Here is an 18,778-nt window from a genome sequence, read left to right as displayed (position 1 = left end):
AACGCTTCTGACGCTGGGTAAATCCTCGCTGGCCTAATGGCCTTCCCGCCACCATGACAGGCCAAGGGCGACAAGCAGGGCCAGGAGCACCGGAAGAGCCGGCATCAGGGGCATCCGTGTTGCGCTGCGAACCACGAAGCGTTCATTGCGCTGCAGCCCGATCCAGTTGCGACCCGATTGGTCCGCACCAGCCCGGGTGCGGCGGAAGGTCGGCACGCTCAGCTCATTGCCTTCGCCGACCATGGCCAGACCGCCGCCGAAGGCATCGACCAACGGGGCGAGCCTGTCAGGCGTCGGGCGCAGGTCGGCAAACTCCTGTGGGTTGATCGGACCAAGGGCTGCCACCGTGGTCAGGTCTCCCGATCGGACGCGCACCAGGCCCGTGCCGCGGGCCGGCAATTGGGCCGCGAAATGCCCGGGTTCGCCCGCTTGCATGCTAACGGTTTCACTGGAACCGTCCGGCCAGGTGACTTCGAGCGGCGGGGGCTGATCTGCCAGAGTGGTACGGGCGACTGAGAGGTCGCCGTCGGTGGCAAAGGCCGTGAGGCGTTCTTCGTCGAGCTGGGGTTCTCTCATCAGCCAGTGGGCGACCCGCCGGAACATTTCGGCATAGGGCCCGCCACCTTCGAAGCCGCGCGCCCACAGCCAGGTCTGGTCGCTCATGACGATCGCCGTCCGCCCGAGGCCGGCTCGCTGCACAACCAGGAGCGGCTGTCCGTCCGGCGTTTCAAGCAGGGTCTCGCCGTTGAAGGCGTCGCCATGGATGTGGCGCAGCCAGCGGCCCCATTCCGGAGCGTCGGCATCACCGTTCAGACCGGCAGTGACCGGGTGGCGCAGGCCTGTCGACGTGGTCTGCGGGCGGAACGGCCCGTCGGTGATGTAGCCAGTGGGGCGCACGGGTAGGACGGCCGCCAGAGGGGTGCGGTAGAGACTGGGCGCGCCGGCGAAGGGCGGCCCGGCGGTGACCAGGAGCGCGCCGCCATTCTCTACGTAGCGGGCAATGTAGTCGAAGTAGAGCGGCGGCATGATGCCGCGCCGCCGATAGCGGTCGAAGATCACCAGGTCGAATTCATCGAGCCGTTCGACAAACAATTCTTGCACCGGAAATCCGATCAGGGCGAGTTCGTCGACTGGCGTGGCGTCGCGGCGGTCCGGCGGACGCAGGATGGTGAAGTGGACCAGGTCGACTGACGGGTCGGATTTGAGCAGGTCGCGCCAGGCACGGGCACCGTTGTGCGGCTCGCCGGTTACCAGCAGCACGCGCAGACGGTCCCGCACACCATTCACCGACACGGCGGCACGATTGTTGACGAGGGAGAGCTCTTCGGGCCCCGGTTCAACCTCGGCCTCGATCACGTTCTGGCCGCGGATTTCCACCGGTACCTCGATCCGGGTCGAGCGACCGATCTGGATCGGGTAGGTTTGCGGATCGCCTCCTTCGAAGCGGAAACTGACCGCGGCTGTGCCCTGCATGGCAGGATCTTCGACCCGGATGACGAACTGAGCGGTCTGGCCGACGATGCCGTAGCGCGGGGCTTCCTCAATGACCAGACGCCGGTCGCCGGCCTCCGGGTCGCCGATCAAGACATGGTGCAAGGGGGCGTCGAGGTTGAGGCGGTCGGAGTTTTCCGGTGCGTCATGCACTTGGCCGTCCGTGGCCAGAATGACGCCGGCAAGGCGGTCCGGAGGGGCACTCGCGAGAGCCGCGGTAACACTGTCAAACAGCATTGTTCCGTCGCCCCTCGGGGCACTTTGGACCTCGACGAGTTCAAGGGTCGGGTCGGTGTCGGCGAGCGCGCGCAATTCGGCCGCGACTGCGTCAGCAGCCTCGCTGCGTCCGCCAATCTCCATGCTCGCCGAACGGTCGGTCATCAGGATGGCGATGTCGGCTAGCGGGTCGCGTTCCTCTTCCACGAGTGAGGGGTTTGCGAGGACGAGAAGGATGCCGGCAATGGCCATGAGCCGCCAGATCCAGCCGCCCATGCGGCGCCAGGCCGCAAACGCTGTCGCGGTCACGGCGACCCCGCCCAGCGAGGCCAGCCAGGCCCAAGGCAGAAGCGGAGCGAAGTCGAGGGCTGTTACGGTCGCGGTCATTGGCCCAGCCTCTCGAGAATGTCGGGAACATGGACCTGGTCAGCCTTGTAGTTGCCGGTCAGGGCATACATGGCGATGTTGACGCCGAAGCGCAGCGACATTTCGCGCTGGCGCGGACCGCCGGCGAGAGCCACCACCGGGCCGCCATTGGCTCCCTCGGCCCACGCGGATGCCCAGTCATGGGCCCCGATGATCACGCCGGATGTGCCGTCGCGAGAGGCCCCGGACGGATTGGCTTCGACCCAGACCGGGCTGCCGGTGAATCTGCCCGGAAATTCCTGAAGCAGGTAGAAGGCGCGGGTCAGGACGTGGTCAGACGGGATCTGGGCCAGTGGCGGAACATCGATGCTTTCGAGGATAGTCACGAGGCCGGGATGCGGCGTGCCCGCTCGCAGCATGGCCACATCGGCATCCTGGGTGTCGAGCAGGATCAGCCCGCCCGTTTGCAGATAGGCGCGTACACGTGCGGCGGCTTCCGCGGACAAGGGGCGGGCGTCGCGTTGCACCGGCCAGTAGATCAGCGGATAGAAAATCAGCTCGTCTTCTTCCACGTTCACGGCCATGGGCGGTTGGGGTTCAATGGCGCTGCGTCGAGTGATTTCTCGGCTCAGCCCGGCCAGGCCCGCTTCGCTGCGACCATCGATGCCGGCATTTCCCGTTGTCACATAGGCGAAGCGCAAATTCAGCGCGGCGTCGAGCGTGCGTTGTCCGACCGGGCCGTCGGGCGGCGGGGAGGGCTGGGCTTCGGCAGGCGGGATGATTGGCAGCGCCATCATTGCAAACAGGAGTGCCAAGGCGGTACCGCGCGGCAGCACGACCGGCAGTCGGCCCGCGAGTATCAGTCCCAGCAGCACGTCGACAGTCAGCAGGCCAAGGGCGAGGGCCAGCAGGATGGCGTCCAGGGGCACGGGACGCGCGCCATCCCAACCTGCATAGCGGGCGCCCGGCAAGTCACGTGGCAGGGCGGCGAGGCGGTCAGATGGCTGCATAATGTTCAGTGCGGCGCTGGCCGAACCCAGGCGGTACAGGCCAGGAGGCGAGTCAGGCTGGGGGCGCGCCGTCTCGAAAGCCTCGGCGGCAACCGGACGTGATGGTGCGGGGGTTTCGCCGAGCCGCCCATCGGCGCCAAGCGCTTGGTCCAGCACCCATGCTCCGCCGCTCGGTGCCGCTGCCGGGCCACCCTGGGCGAGGCCCATGAGGCGTTGCATCATGCGCGGGAACAGGCCGGTGAGGGGCAGGTCGGACCAGTCGGGGCTGGCGGTGACATGGAACAGGACGATCCAGCCGCGGGCGCGGCGCTCGGCCGTGACCAGGGGGGTGCCGTCTTGGAGGCGAGCCCATACGCGATCCGGTGTCGCCGAGCCCGGCTGGGCGAGGACCTGGCGCTGGATGGTCGCGCTACGGTCTGTCGGCAGGCCGGCAAAGGGCGAGTTGTCCGGGAAATCGGCGATCGATTGTGGCTCGTCCCAGTTCAGGGCGCCGCCAAACAACCGGCCGCCTTCGCGCAGGGCGACCGGGAGTAGCGAGTCGCCGCGAGCCGCGAGCCGGGGGCCGGCAAACCGGATCAAGACACCGCCCGCGGCCACGAAGTCTGCCACGCGGTCGTCGTCGGCGCGGGTCTCGTCAGTCATCACGAGCACCGCAATGTCATCCTCCAGCAGGGTGTCGAGACTGCCCTCGACCATCTGGGCATAGGGTTGCAGGGCGCTGGTCAGGTAGTGCGTATCGGAGAGCAGCACCTGACCACCCTCGGAGGGGCGCTGGATGACGCCCACGCGGGGACGTCGCCACTGGTCGCCGAGCAGGCGCACGGCGCCCGCCGATGAAAGGCCTTCAAGGCGCAGACGAGTGATGCGGTTGCGAAGGTCGAGCGGCAGCGACAGGGTAACGGCTGCCTCATCCGCGCCCGCGGCAAAGCTGAAGCTGTCGCGCGCGATGGCGCGTCCGTCATTGCCGATTGCCGTGAGTTCTATCTCGCGTGGCAGGTCCGAAGGAACGCGCACGGCGCGGACGGCGAGTCCATCCGCCTCGATGGATGGTGGCAGGAGGGCCGCTGGCAGCCGTCCTGCATCCGGTTCCACCACGTTGACCGGTCCTAGCTCTGCGAGCGCAGAGGCAAGGTCCCGCGTGCCGGGCGCGTCCAGTCCGTCACTGAGCCAGGTTATGGCGAGCGGAGAAGCGAGTTGTCCGGATGCCCGGGCCTCTTCTAGACGGGTCGCAGCGGATGCACGACGGGTCGGCCAGGCTTGCGGCTCGATCGAATTGAGGCGGCGGCGGGCATCATCGGCAGTGCTCAGTCGGACGACGGGCTCGGCGAGGCCCGTGGGAGCCGTGGCCATGATGCCGACAGGGCGGCCGTCGCGGTCGGCGGCGTCGATCAGGCGTCCGGCCTCACGCTCGATATCGGCCCAGAACGGGGCCGAGGCCCAACCATTGTCGATAACCAGGAGGGCCGGGCGGGTTTCCTGTTCGCTCGCGGTCGGGGTCCAGACCGGGCGGGCCAGGGCGAGAATGACCAGGGTGGCGATGAGCAAACGGAAGAGCAGCAGCCACCAGGGTGCCTTTTGGGGTGTCTCGGCGTCATCCGGCGCGCCGAGGAGCAGCCGCAGCGGCGGGAATACGACCTGGCGCGGCGCGGGCGGGGTCGCGCGCAGGAGCAACCACAGCACAGGCAGGGCCAGCAGGCCGAGCAGCGCCAGCGGGGCGGTGAGGGAGAGGGGGCCGAGCGCGAACATCGATCAGCTCTCCCGCGCCAGCGCCCGGAAGAGGGCGAGCACGGCGCTGGTCGCCGGCCGGTCGGTTCGGTGTGTCACCAGGGTCCAGCCGTATTGACGGGCAATATCGTGCAGGCGCTCGCCATGCTCGGTCCACCGCTTGCGGTAGGCCAGCCCCGCCTCCTCGGCGCGACCGAAGAGGAGTTTCGTGTCGCCCTCGGGGGCCTGGAACTGGGTGCGGCCGGTATAGGGGAAGTCTTCTTCGGCCGGGTCGATGACGCGCAGCAGGACCCCGTCGGTCTCTCTGGCGGAGAAGCGCGACAGACGGCTGATCCAGGTCTCGGTCGGGTCGAGGAAGTCACTGGCCAGGACGACACGGCTGAAGCGCGGCAGGTCCGGGGCTTCCACCGAGGCCGGGGAGCCGTCGCCGAGAACCAGGCGGCGCGAGGTGCGTTCCAGGCCGATGGCGCCGGAACGGGCGACGGCGGATTCCCCGAGCACGGCCACTCGCTCTCCGCTCTGGGTCAGCAGGGCGGCAATGGCGATCTGGCACACAGCGGCCCGATCGAGCTTGCTCGGCAGGTCGCGGCTGGAGGCAAACTGCATCGAGGCGCTGCCATCTCGCCACAGCGAGACGGTGTTGGCGGCTTCCCACTCGTTCTGGCGCACGAACAGCTGGTCGGAGCGGGCCGACTGGCGCCAGTCGATGGCGGCACGCCCGTCTTCCGGGCGGTGGTGGCGATACTGCCAGAAGGTCTCGCCGACGCCGGAGCGGCGACGGCCGTGCACGCCCTGGGCCACCGTCGCGGCGATGCGCCGGGCCTCGGCGAGCAGGGCGGGCAGGCGCGCAGCCGCGTCCTCGCCGGCATGCCGCAAGGCGACAACACGTTTCTCGTTCTGGCGTTTGACGCCGGTGTCCATGGATTACGCCGCCCGGTCAGCGAGTGTCTGGATGAGTCCGTCGAGCGTATGTCCGTCGGCCCGTGCTGCAAAAGAGAGCGCCATGCGGTGCTTGAGTACCGGGCCGGCCAGGGCAGCGACGTCCTCGGTGGACGGTGCGAGGCGGCCCTGTAGCAGGGCGCGGGCACGGCAGGCCAGCATCAGGGCCTGGCCGGCACGCGGGCCGGGACCCCAGGACACGCCGTCGCGGACCGCCGGAAGGTCGGTGTTCTCCGGCCGCGCCATGCGGAGCAGGTCGAGGATGGCTTCAAGCACGCGCTCGCCGACCGGCAGGCGCCGGACCAGCGTTTGCAGGCGCAGGATTTCGGCCGCGTCGAGCACGCGGATGGCTTCGCGTTCCTCTGCACCGGTGGTGGCGAGCAGGACGGCACGCTCGGCGTCGCGGTCGGGGTAGGGCACGTCAACCTGGAGCAGGAAGCGGTCCAGCTGGGCTTCCGGCAGCGGATAGGTGCCTTCCTGTTCGATCGGGTTCTGGGTGGCGAGGACGTGGAAGGGCCGCGGCAGGTCGTGGCGCTCGCCGGCCACCGTGACATGGCCTTCCTGCATGGCTTGCAGCAGGGCGGCCTGGGTGCGCGGGCTGGCACGGTTGATTTCGTCGGCCATCAGCAGGCGACAGAAGATCGGACCGGCCATGAAGCGGAAGTGCCGCTTGCCGTCTTCGGATTCCTCGAGGATTTCGGACCCGAGAATGTCGGCCGGCATCAGGTCCGGGGTGAACTGGATGCGCTTGGTGTCGAGGCCGGTGGCAATGGCGATGGTCTGGACGAGGCGGGTCTTGGCCAGGCCCGGCGCGCCGACCAGCAGGGTATGTCCGCCGGACAGGATGGCGGCGAGGCAGAGCTCGATCTCGTTCTCGAGGCCGAAAATGACCCTCCCGATGGACTCCTTGACCTTGCTCAGACGCTCGCTGGCGGCATCGGCCTCTGCAATCAGTTCTGCACCGGGTTCAATCGTGTCGGTCATCGTCCTACATTCCTTTCCGATACAGTGTCTGGCCAATCATCGACGCAAACATGGCGTTGTGCACGAAAGGTGTCCATGCCCCCGACCAAGCAAACCGCTGATCCGTTGCAGTCCCTGCTCGACGCCGCTCGCCGGGCAGGCGACGACTTGCCGCCGGTTGAAAAGTGGAATCCGGACTATTGCGGCGAAATGGACCTGGTGATCCGCCGTGACGGAAGTTGGTGGCATGAAGGCTCTCGCATCACCCGGGACCGTCTGACACGTCTGTTTTCCACAGTCTTGCGAAAAGATGACGACGGCATTCATTATCTCGTGACGCCGGTGGAAAAGATCGCCATCGAGGTTGAGGTGGCGGCGTTCCAGGCCATCCGGGTCGAGCGCAAGGGCACCGGGAGTGACCAAGTCCTGCTGTTCGAAACCAATTTCGGGGACGCCGTGGCGGCGGGCCCGGACCATCCGATTACCGTGAAGGCCGACCCGGAGACCGGCGAGCCCCTGCCGCTGGTCCATGTGCGGGGCCGGCTGGAGGCCTTGATGTCGCGGCCGGTCTATTACGAGCTCGCCGATTGGGTTGAAACCCATGACGGGGTCAGCGGTGTCTGGAGTCAGGGCCATTTCTTCGCCCTTGAGGCGGCAGATGACTGAGCCTGACGAGCGGCTGGTCGAACGGCTGCGCTCCTGTCTCGATCCGATCGATCTGGCACCTGAACCCCCATTGTTCGGCGATGGCGACCTGGACGGGATATCGCGTCCCACGGGACGCGCATTGCGGCATGCCGCCGTGGTGGCGCCGCTGGTGCTGGGCGGTGCCGGGCCGCGACTGGTGCTGACTGAACGGGCCGGGCACCTCAATCGGCATGCCGGCCAGATCGCCTTTCCCGGTGGCCGGGTTGACGAGGCCGATGCCGGTCCAGCTGCGGCGGCGCTGCGCGAACTGGAAGAAGAACTGGGAATCGGTGCCGGGCACGTCGAATTGCTTGGGCGCTTTGACAGCTACGAAACCGTAACCGGGTTTCACGTCACGCCGTTTGTTGGAATCCTCAGACCCGGCTACCGGATCGTGCCAGATGCCAATGAGGTGGCCGACGTGTTCGAGGCGCCGTTCGACTTCCTCATGGACGCCGCCAATCACCAGCGTCATTCACGCGTCTTCCAGGGGCAGGTGCGGCAGTATTACGCCATGCCATGGCAGGGGCGCTATATCTGGGGGGCGACAGCTGGCATGCTGAAATCCCTTCATGACCGCCTCAACGGATAGATCGCATGCTGCGTATCACGCTCCTGGAAATCGGCTCCTTCCTGCTGCCCTTCCTGATCTTCTTCATCTGGCGTTGGCAGAGCCGCTCGCCGCAGCCGCTGACGGCGACCCCGACACTCAAGCTGGCCGCCGCCGGCGCAGCGCTTGCGGTGGTGATGATGATCGGGCTGGTCGTGATCGAGACCTTGCGAGGCGGGCATGAAGGCGATCGCTATGTGCCGCCGCGCATGGTCGATGGCGAGATCGTTCCGGGGCATTTCGAGCGCGTCGAGGACGAGGAGCCGGAGGACAGCGGGACGCCCCCGCAATGAATGCGCCGCGCCTTGAGCTGCATGAACAGGCGTGGATGCGGTCCCCGGCCACGCAGCAGGTCCTTGATGCCCTTGAGGCCCGGCGGGCCGGGGCGACTCGCTTCGTTGGCGGCTGTGTGCGCAATGCCCTGTTGGGCGAACCTGTCCAGGACGTCGACCTGGCAACCCAGTTGACGCCGGACGAGGTCATGTCGGCCAGCCGGGCGGCCGGTCTGAAAGTTGTGCCGACCGGCATTGCACACGGCACGGTGACGGTGATCAGTGACGGCCAGCCATTCGAAGTCACCACGCTGCGACGGGATGTCGAGACCGACGGCCGACGCGCCGTGGTGGCTTTCACCGATGACTGGGCGGAAGACGCCCAGCGCCGCGACTTCAGGCTCAATGCGCTCTACGCGGACCGGGACGGCGTTATTTATGACCCGACCGGTGGTCTGGAAGATCTGCCGCAGCGCCGCTTTGTCTTTGTCGGCGATGCCGAAGCGCGCATTCGCGAAGACTATCTGCGCATCCTGCGCCTGTTCCGGTTCGAGGCCTGGTATGGGCGCGGCGAGCCTGATCCGCAGGCTCTGGAGGCCGTTGCCGCCCTCGTCGGCGGACTGCCCACGCTGTCTGTCGAGCGCATCTGGGCCGAGTTCAAGAAGCTGCTGGCGGCGCCGGATCCGCTGCCCTGTCTTCGCATCATGCGGGACCGGGGCGTGCTGGCACCCATCCTCGGAGTGAACGGATCCTTAAGGGTTCTAGGCGGTATCATTGCTCAGGATGTAGAATTCGGACTAGCGCCCGATTCGTTACTCAGATTTGCGGCGCTCGCCGATGGCGGACCGGAAAGGATCAGGACCATGGCAGCCAAGCTGAAGATGTCGAATGCGGAAACGCGGCGCCTGCAGGGAGCCGTTGACGCGACCCATGCCAGTGAAGTCACTGAAGCTTTCTCCGACATGGCCGCTGCAGAGCGGGCCATCATGGCCCTCGGCGCTCGCGCCTTTGAAGACCAGGTCCGGCTGCAGGCCGCCGGCGAGGTGGCCCCGCCGCCGCGCGACTGGCGTCTCCTGGCCGAGTTTGCCCAGAACTGGCAGGAGCCGGAATTTCCGGTCAAGGGCGGCGACCTTATCCTGCTTGGATACGAGCCCGGCCCGATGCTCGGCGATGCGCTCGACGAGCTCAGGGCGATGTGGATTGCCGATCGTTTCGAACCGACCAAGGACGAGTTGATCGCCCGGCTGAAGCGCCACTGATCGCTCGCCGAGCCACCAAGAAAGCCCCGGCCGGTGCCGGGGCTTTTTTGTGTCTGGGGCCTAGATGTCCAGCTCAAGATAGAGCGCGGTGAAGACCAGGGAGTCGACCAGGCCGTGGGCGATCACGAGCGGCCATAGGTTGCGCTTGTAGGCGAGGAAGAGCAGGCCCAGCGCGAGGCCGATGAGGCCGGTCTGCACGAAGCCGCGCAGGCCCTGATAGTAGACGTGGCCGAGCCCGAAGAGGCTGGCGGCCAAAGCCACGGCAAGCACTGACATGATGGCGCCGCCGGGCAGAACGTGACCGATCCGGGTGATCAGATAGCCGCGAAACAGCATTTCCTCACCCAGGCCGGCGGCAATCCAGGCGATCGCCATCCACAGCAGGTAGACAGGCAGGTTGCCGACAATATTGCCCCAGCGGTCCATCACGCCAGTCGGTGTTTCGTCAGGCCACCAGCCCAGGCTGATGCCGACCCAACCGGCCAGCACGCCGGTTCCCAGAATGGCAACGACCCCGAGCAGGGCTTGGGGCAGGAGCAGGGCGAGCGGGCGCCAGCCGTTGAACGCCACCAAGCCGAAACCGCGCCAGGTCTCGCCGCGTCGATGCATCAGCCAGGTCACGAGACCGAGGGTTATGATCAGGGAGATCGGTCCGGCGAAGCGCCACGCCACCAGGCTGACCAGAGCTTTCGAGGCCACCGCAAATGCAACAATGAAGGCCAGTTCGAGCCCGGCCGCCATTCGCTCCGGTCGCACGAGGGCAGGCTTGGCGCATGCGGCGCGGGCGCCGTCGATCACAGTATCGGTCAAATCCGAATCCCCTCCGGCCCCATCGTCCAAGGCCACGACTTTCAATGCCCATGGGATGCACAGAAGGGTGCGCTTGGATGCAACAGGTTGGGATGTCGATCAGATCTTTGTGCCCGGCGTCAGCTTGGCGACCACATAGCGGATCGTGGCCAGCAACATCAGCACGGTTGAAATCATGAGGCCCGCCAGCAGGCTGACCAGGGTCACCAGGACGTAATAGAGGTATCGGAACCAGCCCGAGGGCAGCATGTCGAACTCACCGACCGGGAGCTGCAGCATCAGCAGGAGCAGGATGGCCCCGATCATCGACAGGGCGCTGACCGTGCAGATCCGGTTGACCGAATGGAACACCCATTCGTCGAAGTCCTCGTCGGACCGCCGGGTGAAGCCGAGCAGGGTCAGCATGAGGGCGAGCGTTGTCGCCGACGCGGTGGCGATGGCGGCGCCGAAATACAGCGAGGAGGATTGCAGGGCGCGGATGAGTTCGAGGGCCTGGCCGGGACCGTAAACTCCACCAATCAGAAATTTGACGGCCAGCACCACGATGACCGCGACCGCTCCGCCTGCATAGGCCCATTTGGGACTGCGGAATTTCGGTGCGGCGATGTCTGACATAGGAGCCCCTGACAGATGGCGCGGAGTGACACGTCTGGTCAGGTAACGGAATCAGTCAGGTGAGGTTCCCTTGGTGCGACGGACCGGGCTACGGCCACTTCGCCATGGGCGGCATGGAGGACAGGATGGACTTGACGTTGCCGCCGGTCTCCAGACCGAACTTGGTGCCGCGGTCATAGAGCAGGTTGAATTCGGCGTAGCGGCCGCGGCGAACCAGTTGCTCCTCGCGCTCGGCCTCGGTCCAGGCTTCGCCCATGCGCCGTCGCACCAGCTTGGGGTAGATATCGAGGAAGGCCAGACCGACACTGCGTGTGAACGAGAAATCGGCGTCCCAGTGGCCGGAATTCAGCCGGTCGTAGAAAATACCGCCAATGCCGCGCGGCTCGTCACGGTGAGGCAGATAGAAATACTCGTCGCACCAGGCCTTGTAGCGTTTGTAGTCGGCCTGGTCGTGTTCAGCGCAGGCATCCTTGCAGGCCGCGTGGAAATCGCGGGCATCCGGATTCTTCTGGTTCCTGTCCCGGTCGAGCACCGGTGTCAGGTCCATGCCGCCGCCGAACCACCACTCGGTGGTGGTGATGAAGCGGGTATTCATGTGCACGGCCGGGACGTGCGGATTCCACATGTGGGCGATCAGCGAGATGCCTGTCGCAAAGAAGCGCGGGTCCTCGGCGGCGCCGGGGATCTGCGAGCGGAACTGCTCGGAGAACTCGCCCTTCACGGCGGAGACGTGCACGCCGACCTTTTCGAACAGGCGTCCGCGCATCAGCGCCGTGGTGCCGCCACCCTCATCGTGCGAGCCGTCGCCGCGGCGCCAGTCCTCACGTTCGAACTGCCCCGGATCGCCGGCGTAAAGCGCGTCCGGAGCCTCCTTTTCGAGGGTTTCGAACGCATGGCAGATCTGGTCGCGCAAATCCTCGAACCAGGCCTGGGCGGACTGGCACATCAGGTCGGAACCGGCTGAGGCGGGTCGGGACGGGTCGGTTTTCTGTGTCATGGGACCAGATACGGCGAGGCATCCTCCCGGCGCAAGCTGGACTTGAACCTTACGTGCAGGGTGCCGGAGGCTGTTTCACTTTAGAACAGGTTTGAATTCATGTATGTAACTGTTTCAGGATATAAATGTCGGGTGAAGAAAAATTGACTGTAGCGAAAACCCGGCCGGTATTGACCACTGTTCGATACGGCCTGCTGAGCAAGATTCTCGTCCTCCTGCTGAGCACCTACTGCACAATGTGGAGCCTGCTCCTGCTCGGCGGCCTGCTCGGGCTGATGCCGGACATGCTCTACAAGCTCGATACCCGGAACGCGCTCTCCTACACGCCGGTCTATGCCCGGCTGGCGGTGTTCGTGTGGACCGGGCTGACCTGGGTCGCGGCTTGGCGGATCTGGAACGATCAGCAGCGAGCGGCCCAGTTCATGGGCGCCGCCATCGCCGCCCACTTCGTGATCTTCTTCGGTCTTTCCGGCAATCCCTACTATTCCGGCCAGGCGGGATATCCCAACCTGACGCTTGAATTCCTGACCCTGTTCCTGTGCGTGCGCACGCAGCTGCGCTTCCGCTAGACCTCGAGCGCACCCTGCCGGCCGGCTTCGGCCAGGGCGATGGCGGCGCTGACGGTGACATTGAGCGAGCGCGCCTCCGGGCGAATCGGAATCCGCACGCGGCATTCCGCCGCATCATGCACATCTTCGGGGACACCGGCGCTCTCGCGGCCGAACAGGAGGCGGTCGTCGGGCCGGAAGGCAAACCCCCACAGGTCATCCGCACCGCGCGTGGTCATCAGCACCAGGCGACCCAACTGCGCTTGCCTGCTTTCAGTGTAGTGACGCCATGACGCATGCCGAACCGGGCTTATGTGGGCCTCGTAGTCCATCGCGGCCTTGCGTATTCCCTTGTCTGTCAAAGGAAATGCGCAGGGCTCGATGATGTCGAGCCCGGCCCCGAAACAGGTTGCGACCCGCATCGCCGCGCCGAGGTTTTGCGGAATATCAGGTTGAAAAAATACGATCCGCATTCTAAGCCGCGCACACTGTGGAGCGAACTGTCAGCCTGCGGCATTGCGCCGCCTACTGGTCAGTGCGTCCCTGATTAGTTTATACGGCGACAAGCCCCGCTTCGGTGGGGCAGGTCAAGTTTTCTGGGGCTGGATCGGCCGGACGGCGGATCCTCAACGATTAAGAGAAGAGGTCGGCTCGTGACGGAAGCTAACGGCGCGCTCGGTGTGGACGGTCAGGAACCGTCTCGCCGCGACTTCATTTACATTGCCGCGGGCGGTGCCGCCGCTGTCGGCGCCGGCCTGGTGGTTTGGCCGTTCATCGACCAGATGAACCCCGCCGCCGACACCCTCGCGCTCGGATCGATCCGGGTCGACGTGTCTGCCGTTCAGGTCGGTTCGGAGATCACCGTGATGTGGCGCGGTGGACCGGTTTTCATCCGTCACCGGACGGAAGAGGAAATCGCCGAGGCGCAGGCCGTCGACCTCGACGCGCTGCCTGACGCCGATGCCCGCAATGACAACCTTCCCGAAGGTGTGCCGGCGACCGACGCCAACCGGGTCCTGCGCCCGGAATTCCTGATCGTGAAGGGCAATTGTACGCACCTTGGCTGTGTGCCGCTCGGCCTTGGCGCCAATACCGGCGACTATGAAGGCTGGTACTGCCCGTGCCACGGATCGCACTACGACACGTCAGCGCGGATTCGTCGCGGCCCGGCGCCGGAAAACCTGCCGGTCCCGGACTATTTTTTCGAATCAGAGACGACGGTCAAAATCGGCCTGTCGCCTGAGGAAGCATCTGAAGCGGGGTGGGAAGTAGCATGAGCGGACCCTCGACCTACGAACCGAAATCCGGTTTCACGCGCTGGCTCGACAGCCGCCTTCCCATTGCCCGTCTGGGCTGGGACAGCTTCGTCGATTTCCCGACGCCGCGGAACCTGAACTACTGGTGGACCTTTGGCGGCATCCTGGCCGTCTTCCTGATGATCCAGATCGTCACCGGCATCGTGCTGGCCATGCACTACGTGGCGCACGAGGCGCATGCCTTTGAGAGTGTCGAGCGCATCCGCCGCGACGTGCCGTTCGGCTGGCTGCTTCAGTCGATGCACGCCAACGGGGCGAGCTTCTTCTTCGTCGCTGTCTACCTGCACATGTTCCGGGGGCTGTACTACGGCTCCTACAAGGCACCGCGCGAAGTTCTCTGGATCCTCGGCGTGGTCATCTACCTGCTGATGATGGCGACTGCCTTCATGGGTTACGTCCTGCCGTGGGGCCAGATGTCCTACTGGGGCGCCATGGTGATCACCAACCTGATCGGTGCGCTGCCCTTCATTGGCGACGCCATCCGCGAATGGCTGTGGGGCGGCTTCTCGGTCGGCCAAGCCACGCTGAACCGCTTCTTCTCGCTGCACTACCTGCTGCCCTTCGTGATTGCCGGCGTCGTCGGCCTGCACATCTGGGCCCTGCACGTGCCGGGCAATGGCAACCCGACCGGTCTGGACATCAAGGACACCAAGAAGGACGCACTGCCCTTCCACCCGTACTACACGGTCAAGGACGGCTTCGCGATCCTGGTCTATCTGATGGTCTTCGCGGTCTTCGTCTTCTTCATGCCGAACGTGCTGGGTCACGCCGACAACTTCATTGAGGCCGACGCCCTGTCGACCCCGGCGCACATTGTCCCGGAATGGTATTTCCTGCCCTTCTACGCGATCCTGCGGGCCATCACCTTCGACATCGGTCCGATCGACGCCAAGCTTGGCGGCGTGCTGGCCATGTTCGGGGCGATCGCGATCCTGTTCGTGCTGCCCTGGCTGGACACCTCCAAGGTGCGCTCCATGCGCTACCGTCCGCTGACCCGCTGGTTCTTCCTGTTCTTCGTGGTGGCAGCGCTCGGCCTGGGCTGGTGCGGCGCCAAGAACCCGGACGACCTGGTGTTCACGCTCGGCACGGACGCCGAAGGCCATGAAGTGGGCTTCAAATTCCTCTGGCTGGGCCAGATTTTGACCGCCTACTACTTCATCTATTTCCTGGTGATCCTGCCTGTTCTGGGGCTGATCGAAAAACCGAAGCCGCGCCCGGCGTCGATCGAGGCATCTGTCCTCGGTGACGGCCACAAGGCTTAAGGGAGCGACGAGATCATGATGATGACCCGTATAATCGCCGCTGCCCTCGCAGCTGCCGGCCTCGCCGGTTCCGTCCTGGCCGAGGGCGAGGTCTACCCGCCCAAGGACCATGACTGGAGCTTTGAAGGCCCGACCGGCACGTTCGACCGGCACGCGGCACAGCGTGGCTACCAAGTCTATCAGGAAGTCTGCGCGTCCTGTCACGGCATGCGTTTGATGCGCTTCCGCAATCTGGGCGAAAAGGGCGGACCGTTCGAATCCGAGCAATTCCCCAACGCCAACGACAACCCGGTGGTGATGCAGATTGCCGCGAGTTATGAGCGCCAGTGGGGCCATGACGAGTCGTTGGAAGTGGACGAGGGCGGGGATCCGGTGACCCGGACCGGCCTGCCGTCGGACGCCTTCCCGTCGCCGTTCGACAACGAGATGCAGGCCCGGGCCTCCAATGGTGGCGCCCTGCCGCCGGACCTGTCGCTGATCGTCAAGGCGCGCGGTGGTGGAGCGGATTATCTCTACTCCCTGCTGACCGGCTATGAAGACGCTCCCGCCGAAGCCGGTCTGGCGCCGGGCCAGTACTACAATCCCTATTTCCCGGGTGGTGCCATCGCCATGGCCCCGCCGCTGATGGAAGGCATTGTCAGCTACACGGATGGCACCGAGGCCACCGTCGAGCAGATGGCGGAAGACGTCACCGTCTTCCTCGCCTGGGCCAGCGACCCGCACATGGAAAGCCGCAAGCAGCTGGGCTGGATGGTGCTGATCTATCTCCTGATCTTCACGGTTCTTGTCTATCTGGCCTATCGCCAGATCTGGAGAAACGTGAAGCACTAGGTTCCGCCTGGTCCTGAGATCATGAAGGGGGCTGCCGTTGTGGACGGTGGCCCCCTTTTTCTTTGCCGCAGACCGCATAAACCTATTGGGATGACGACATGACGGACTGGAAGCTCGGGGTAATCGGCGGTTCGGGCCTGTACCAGATGGACGGGTTGGAGGACGTACGGACCGTCGATGCCGAGACGCCGTGGGGAAGGCCCTCGGATCGACTGGTTTGTGGCCGGCTGCATGGCGTGGAGCTGGTATTCCTTCCTCGCCACGGCCGCGGTCATCGCCTATCCCCCTCGGACATTCCGTATCGAGCCAATATCGCCGCCCTGAAGATGGCGGGCTGTACGGATGTCCTGTCGCTGTCGGCCTGCGGTTCGTTGCGCGACACGCTGGCGCCGGGTGACTTCGTGGTTGTCGACCAGTTCGTCGACCGGACGGATGGTCGGGCGCGATCCTTCTTCGGCACCGGTTGCGTCGCCCACGTCCCGATGGCCCAGCCCGTGTGCAGCCGGCTATCCGGCCTGGCGGCCGATGCGGCAGAACGGGCGAGCGCCAGGGTGCATCGCGGCGGCACCTATCTGGCCATCGAGGGACCGCAATTCTCGACCCGGGCGGAAAGCCAGCTCTACCGGCAATGGGGGCTCGATGTGATCGGCATGACCAACATGCCCGAGGCGCGGCTGGCCCGCGAGGCCGAGCTGCCCTACGCCTCGCTGGCCATGGTCACCGATTATGACTGCTGGCACGACGGCCATGACAGCGTTGACGTCAATGCCGTGCTCGAAGTCATGGCGGCGAACGTGAGCAAAGCCCAGAGCACGATCAGGGAGCTGGTGCGCCACATGTCGGCGGCGGAACGGAGTGCGTCTCCTGACGGTATCGAGCGCGTGCTTGACGCCGCGCTGATTACTCCGCCGAGCCTGCGTGACGACGCCATGGTTCATCGCCTGCGAACGATTGCCGGACGGATTCTCTGAGCCTCATCTGGACCTGTGGTGTCGGGCATGACTTAATATCCCGATGATCATTCGGCTCCTCATTTTGCTGGGATTTCTGGCCGCGACGTCCGCGGCTGAGGGATTGAGCGAAAAGGTCAATCTGCGAGCCCTCGACAACTTCGAGTACCATCAGTCCCGTCAGGGGGTCCTGCAGCTCATTTGCCATGACCCGGTTGCCGGCGCCACGTATCTGAGTCGGGCGGTGGTCCTGGACCTTGGCCGCGGACACGGGGCGCCGGAAGTTCTGCTGGCTGCCCGCCATGGTGTGTTTGGCCAGGCCGGCCCGCGCGATTGTCATGTCCGCGGAGTTGATCCCGAGGCGGGTCAGATCCGGCGTGTCATGAGTGCCCCGGCCGATGCCACCGACATAGGCGAGTTCGATCATGACTGGGCCCTTCTCGAAACCCAAGGCGGCTTTCCCGCCTCGCAGCAACGCTTGCAGGCTGCGGTGGTCCAAGGTCAGGAGTTCGGCGCGGTCTCGCTGGTCCAGCACGGACCGATGAGGCCACCGTGCCAGATCCAGCTTGCTCCGGCGCATTACCGTCATCCTGATCTGATGATCCACGATTGTCTGACCCGGCCGGGCATGTCCGGTTCACCGATGGTCGCCGAAATAGATGGTGTGGCGATGGTGGTGGGCTTGCATGTCGGCCAGTATGTGGTTCTGGAGGACGGCAGCCGCCAGGGTGTGGCGCGCCGCATTTCAGGCGAGCTCATTGCCTATCTCGAAGATCTTCTGCGATAGCCTGTCGCGCAATGGCGCTGCCGCCGCCCTGTCTGTCGTTCATCCATGCCCATCCGCCATTCCCGTAGTCAGGATTTCCCATGTTGTCCGTTTTCCTTCTCAGCGTCAGTCTTGGTGCCAGCCAGCTCGCGCCAACCGCCCCGCTTCAACCCGGTGTGGCCTGCGCCGAACACCTGACGGACTGGCGGGCCCGCCGGTCCTGCCTGTCGGACCTGCTCGACAGTGCCGAGAGCGATATGCGCGATGCGGCGAATGAGGCGGGTCAGGAGGCCCGGGAGATCGATCTGGACACTCAGGCTCACTTTCGCGCCGAAGCCTCTCTGAGGGCTGCTCAGGACGCTTGGGTGGTGTTTCGTGACGCCGAGTGCGCCCGCAGGTCGGCGCTCATGTTCGTATCCGAGCAATCACGCGAGGAAATGGGGCTGAGCTGCCGCATCGAACTGACCCGCGAACGGACCGGGCAATTGGAGCAGTCCTGAGATGGCCCGGCCGGTTCTTCACATCGGCGACAAGCGGCTGTCGAGCTGGTCGCTGCGGGCCTGGCTGGTACTGCGCCATGGCGGCTTTGATTTCGAGGAGCGACTGATCCGCCTGGACCGACCGGAGACGCATGCGGCGCTGAAGGCCTTGTCACCCGGCGCCACGGTTCCGGTGCTCGAAGTCGACGGCGTGCATATCTGGGATTCGCTGGCGATCGCCGAGTGGGCCGCCGAACGGGTGCCGACATTGTGGCCAGAGGATGCCAGCCAGCGCGCCCTGGCGCGGTCGGTGACGGCACACATGCATTCCGGATTCGCCGCCCTGCGCAGCGCCTGTCCCATGGACCTGGGGCGCGCCGAGACCCCGTTCGACCCGGGTCCGGCGGTACAGCGCGACGTGGACACTGTCCAGGCGCTGTGGGCTAGGGCACCCGGCGGCGAGGGGACGTGGCTGTTTGGTCGCTGGTCGATCGCCGATGCGTTCTACGCCCCGATTGCCACGCGGTTCAGGACCTACGGCATCAAGTTGAAGCCAGCCGCACAGCGTTATTGCGAAGCACTGCTCGACGAACAACATTATCGCCACTGGCGGGCCGGAGCGCTCGAAGACAACGGATCTCATCCAGCCTGACCCCAGCACAGGAA

General features: G+C 65.6%; 20 protein-coding genes. 12 read left to right on the top strand and 8 right to left on the bottom strand.

The genetic code is table 11. The features are described from left to right. Positions 1 to 33: 33 nt before the first annotated feature. The 4 genes from ACXYMR_RS12325 to ACXYMR_RS12310 are packed head-to-tail and all read right to left on the bottom strand — an operon-like array spanning position 34 to position 6,731. Positions 34 to 2,094: a hypothetical protein gene (locus tag ACXYMR_RS12325; protein WP_458943175.1), complete on the bottom strand. Its 2,061-nt coding sequence runs from the start codon at positions 2,092 to 2,094 to the stop codon at positions 34 to 36. Continuing rightward, positions 2,091 to 4,829, bottom strand: a complete 2,739-nt coding sequence (locus tag ACXYMR_RS12320) for a DUF4159 domain-containing protein (RefSeq protein WP_458943174.1) — start codon at positions 4,827 to 4,829, stop codon at positions 2,091 to 2,093. Before ACXYMR_RS12320 ends, ACXYMR_RS12325 begins: the two co-directional genes overlap by 4 nt. A 3-nt stretch (positions 4,830 to 4,832) precedes the next feature. Continuing rightward, the gene (locus ACXYMR_RS12315; RefSeq protein WP_458943173.1) at positions 4,833 to 5,729 is read right to left on the bottom strand and encodes a DUF58 domain-containing protein; all 897 of its coding nucleotides are present in this window, start codon (positions 5,727 to 5,729) and stop codon (positions 4,833 to 4,835) included. Positions 5,730 to 5,732: 3 nt separating this feature from the next. Then, a complete protein-coding gene (locus tag ACXYMR_RS12310; RefSeq protein WP_458943171.1) occupies positions 5,733 to 6,731 on the bottom strand; it encodes an AAA family ATPase in 999 nt (332 codons plus the stop codon). Between the two features lie 75 nt (positions 6,732 to 6,806). Here ACXYMR_RS12310 and ACXYMR_RS12305 point away from each other — a divergent pair, with 75 nt between their 5' ends. Genes ACXYMR_RS12305 through ACXYMR_RS12290 form a run of 4 tightly spaced genes read left to right on the top strand, consistent with a single transcriptional unit; the run spans position 6,807 to position 9,538 of the window. Beyond that, the gene (locus ACXYMR_RS12305; RefSeq protein ID WP_458943170.1) at positions 6,807 to 7,376 is read left to right on the top strand and encodes a DUF1285 domain-containing protein; all 570 of its coding nucleotides are present in this window, start codon (positions 6,807 to 6,809) and stop codon (positions 7,374 to 7,376) included. Next, positions 7,369 to 7,989: an NUDIX hydrolase gene (locus ACXYMR_RS12300; RefSeq protein WP_458943169.1), complete on the top strand. Its 621-nt coding sequence runs from the start codon at positions 7,369 to 7,371 to the stop codon at positions 7,987 to 7,989. Before ACXYMR_RS12305 ends, ACXYMR_RS12300 begins: the two co-directional genes overlap by 8 nt. Positions 7,990 to 7,994: 5 nt before the next feature. Further along, positions 7,995 to 8,300, top strand: coding sequence for a DUF6111 family protein (locus tag ACXYMR_RS12295; RefSeq protein ID WP_458943168.1), 306 nt, complete (start codon positions 7,995 to 7,997; stop codon positions 8,298 to 8,300). Continuing rightward, positions 8,297 to 9,538, top strand: coding sequence for a CCA tRNA nucleotidyltransferase (locus tag ACXYMR_RS12290; protein WP_458943167.1), 1,242 nt, complete (start codon positions 8,297 to 8,299; stop codon positions 9,536 to 9,538). The genes ACXYMR_RS12295 and ACXYMR_RS12290 overlap by 4 nt, the downstream gene beginning before the upstream one ends. Before the next feature lie 60 nt (positions 9,539 to 9,598). Here the strand turns inward: ACXYMR_RS12290 and ACXYMR_RS12285 are convergent, their stop codons facing one another. From ACXYMR_RS12285 to hemF, 3 genes are all read right to left on the bottom strand, one after another. Continuing rightward, positions 9,599 to 10,348, bottom strand: a complete 750-nt coding sequence (locus ACXYMR_RS12285) for a CPBP family intramembrane glutamic endopeptidase (protein WP_458943166.1) — start codon at positions 10,346 to 10,348, stop codon at positions 9,599 to 9,601. Positions 10,349 to 10,447: 99 nt separating this feature from the next. After that, on the bottom strand, positions 10,448 to 10,963 hold the full coding sequence (locus tag ACXYMR_RS12280; RefSeq protein ID WP_458943165.1) for a hypothetical protein: 516 nt from the start codon (positions 10,961 to 10,963) through the stop codon (positions 10,448 to 10,450). Positions 10,964 to 11,051: 88 nt separating this feature from the next. Continuing rightward, positions 11,052 to 11,909 (bottom strand): oxygen-dependent coproporphyrinogen oxidase, encoded by an 858-nt coding sequence (hemF, locus tag ACXYMR_RS12275; protein WP_458943223.1) that lies wholly within the window; start codon positions 11,907 to 11,909, stop codon positions 11,052 to 11,054. Between the two features lie 194 nt (positions 11,910 to 12,103). Between hemF and ACXYMR_RS12270 the strand changes: the two genes are divergently transcribed. Continuing rightward, positions 12,104 to 12,529 (top strand): hypothetical protein, encoded by a 426-nt coding sequence (locus ACXYMR_RS12270; protein ID WP_458943164.1) that lies wholly within the window; start codon positions 12,104 to 12,106, stop codon positions 12,527 to 12,529. Here the strand turns inward: ACXYMR_RS12270 and ACXYMR_RS12265 are convergent. Further along, the gene (locus tag ACXYMR_RS12265; RefSeq protein WP_458943163.1) at positions 12,526 to 12,981 is read right to left on the bottom strand and encodes a tRNA (cytidine(34)-2'-O)-methyltransferase; all 456 of its coding nucleotides are present in this window, start codon (positions 12,979 to 12,981) and stop codon (positions 12,526 to 12,528) included. The genes ACXYMR_RS12270 and ACXYMR_RS12265 overlap by 4 nt on opposite strands. 180 nt (positions 12,982 to 13,161) lie before the next feature. Between ACXYMR_RS12265 and petA the strand changes: the two genes are divergently transcribed. The 7 genes from petA to ACXYMR_RS12230 all read left to right on the top strand — a co-directional run bounded on the left by petA (position 13,162) and on the right by ACXYMR_RS12230 (position 18,764). Next, positions 13,162 to 13,785: a ubiquinol-cytochrome c reductase iron-sulfur subunit gene (gene petA / locus ACXYMR_RS12260; protein WP_458943162.1), complete on the top strand. Its 624-nt coding sequence runs from the start codon at positions 13,162 to 13,164 to the stop codon at positions 13,783 to 13,785. Further along, the gene (locus tag ACXYMR_RS12255; RefSeq protein ID WP_458943160.1) at positions 13,782 to 15,086 is read left to right on the top strand and encodes a cytochrome b; all 1,305 of its coding nucleotides are present in this window, start codon (positions 13,782 to 13,784) and stop codon (positions 15,084 to 15,086) included. Before petA ends, ACXYMR_RS12255 begins: the two co-directional genes overlap by 4 nt. A gap of 21 nt (positions 15,087 to 15,107) precedes the next feature. After that, the gene (locus ACXYMR_RS12250; RefSeq protein WP_458943159.1) at positions 15,108 to 15,917 is read left to right on the top strand and encodes a cytochrome c1; all 810 of its coding nucleotides are present in this window, start codon (positions 15,108 to 15,110) and stop codon (positions 15,915 to 15,917) included. Positions 15,918 to 16,015: 98 nt separating this feature from the next. Then, on the top strand, positions 16,016 to 16,888 hold the full coding sequence (locus ACXYMR_RS12245; protein ID WP_458943158.1) for an S-methyl-5'-thioadenosine phosphorylase: 873 nt from the start codon (positions 16,016 to 16,018) through the stop codon (positions 16,886 to 16,888). A 103-nt stretch (positions 16,889 to 16,991) separates the two neighbouring features. Further along, on the top strand, positions 16,992 to 17,654 hold the full coding sequence (locus tag ACXYMR_RS12240; protein WP_458943157.1) for a trypsin-like serine peptidase: 663 nt from the start codon (positions 16,992 to 16,994) through the stop codon (positions 17,652 to 17,654). 80 nt (positions 17,655 to 17,734) lie between these two features. Further along, positions 17,735 to 18,133: a lysozyme inhibitor LprI family protein gene (locus tag ACXYMR_RS12235; protein ID WP_458943156.1), complete on the top strand. Its 399-nt coding sequence runs from the start codon at positions 17,735 to 17,737 to the stop codon at positions 18,131 to 18,133. A 1-nt stretch (position 18,134) separates the two neighbouring features. Continuing rightward, a complete protein-coding gene (locus tag ACXYMR_RS12230; RefSeq protein ID WP_458943155.1) occupies positions 18,135 to 18,764 on the top strand; it encodes a glutathione S-transferase family protein in 630 nt (209 codons plus the stop codon). Positions 18,765 to 18,778 lie beyond the last annotated feature (14 nt).

The sequence above is a fragment of the Maricaulis sp. CAU 1757 genome, assembly GCF_054482675.1.
Note: the sequence above shows the minus strand (reverse complement) of the source record. Positions and strands in the feature narration are given on the sequence as shown.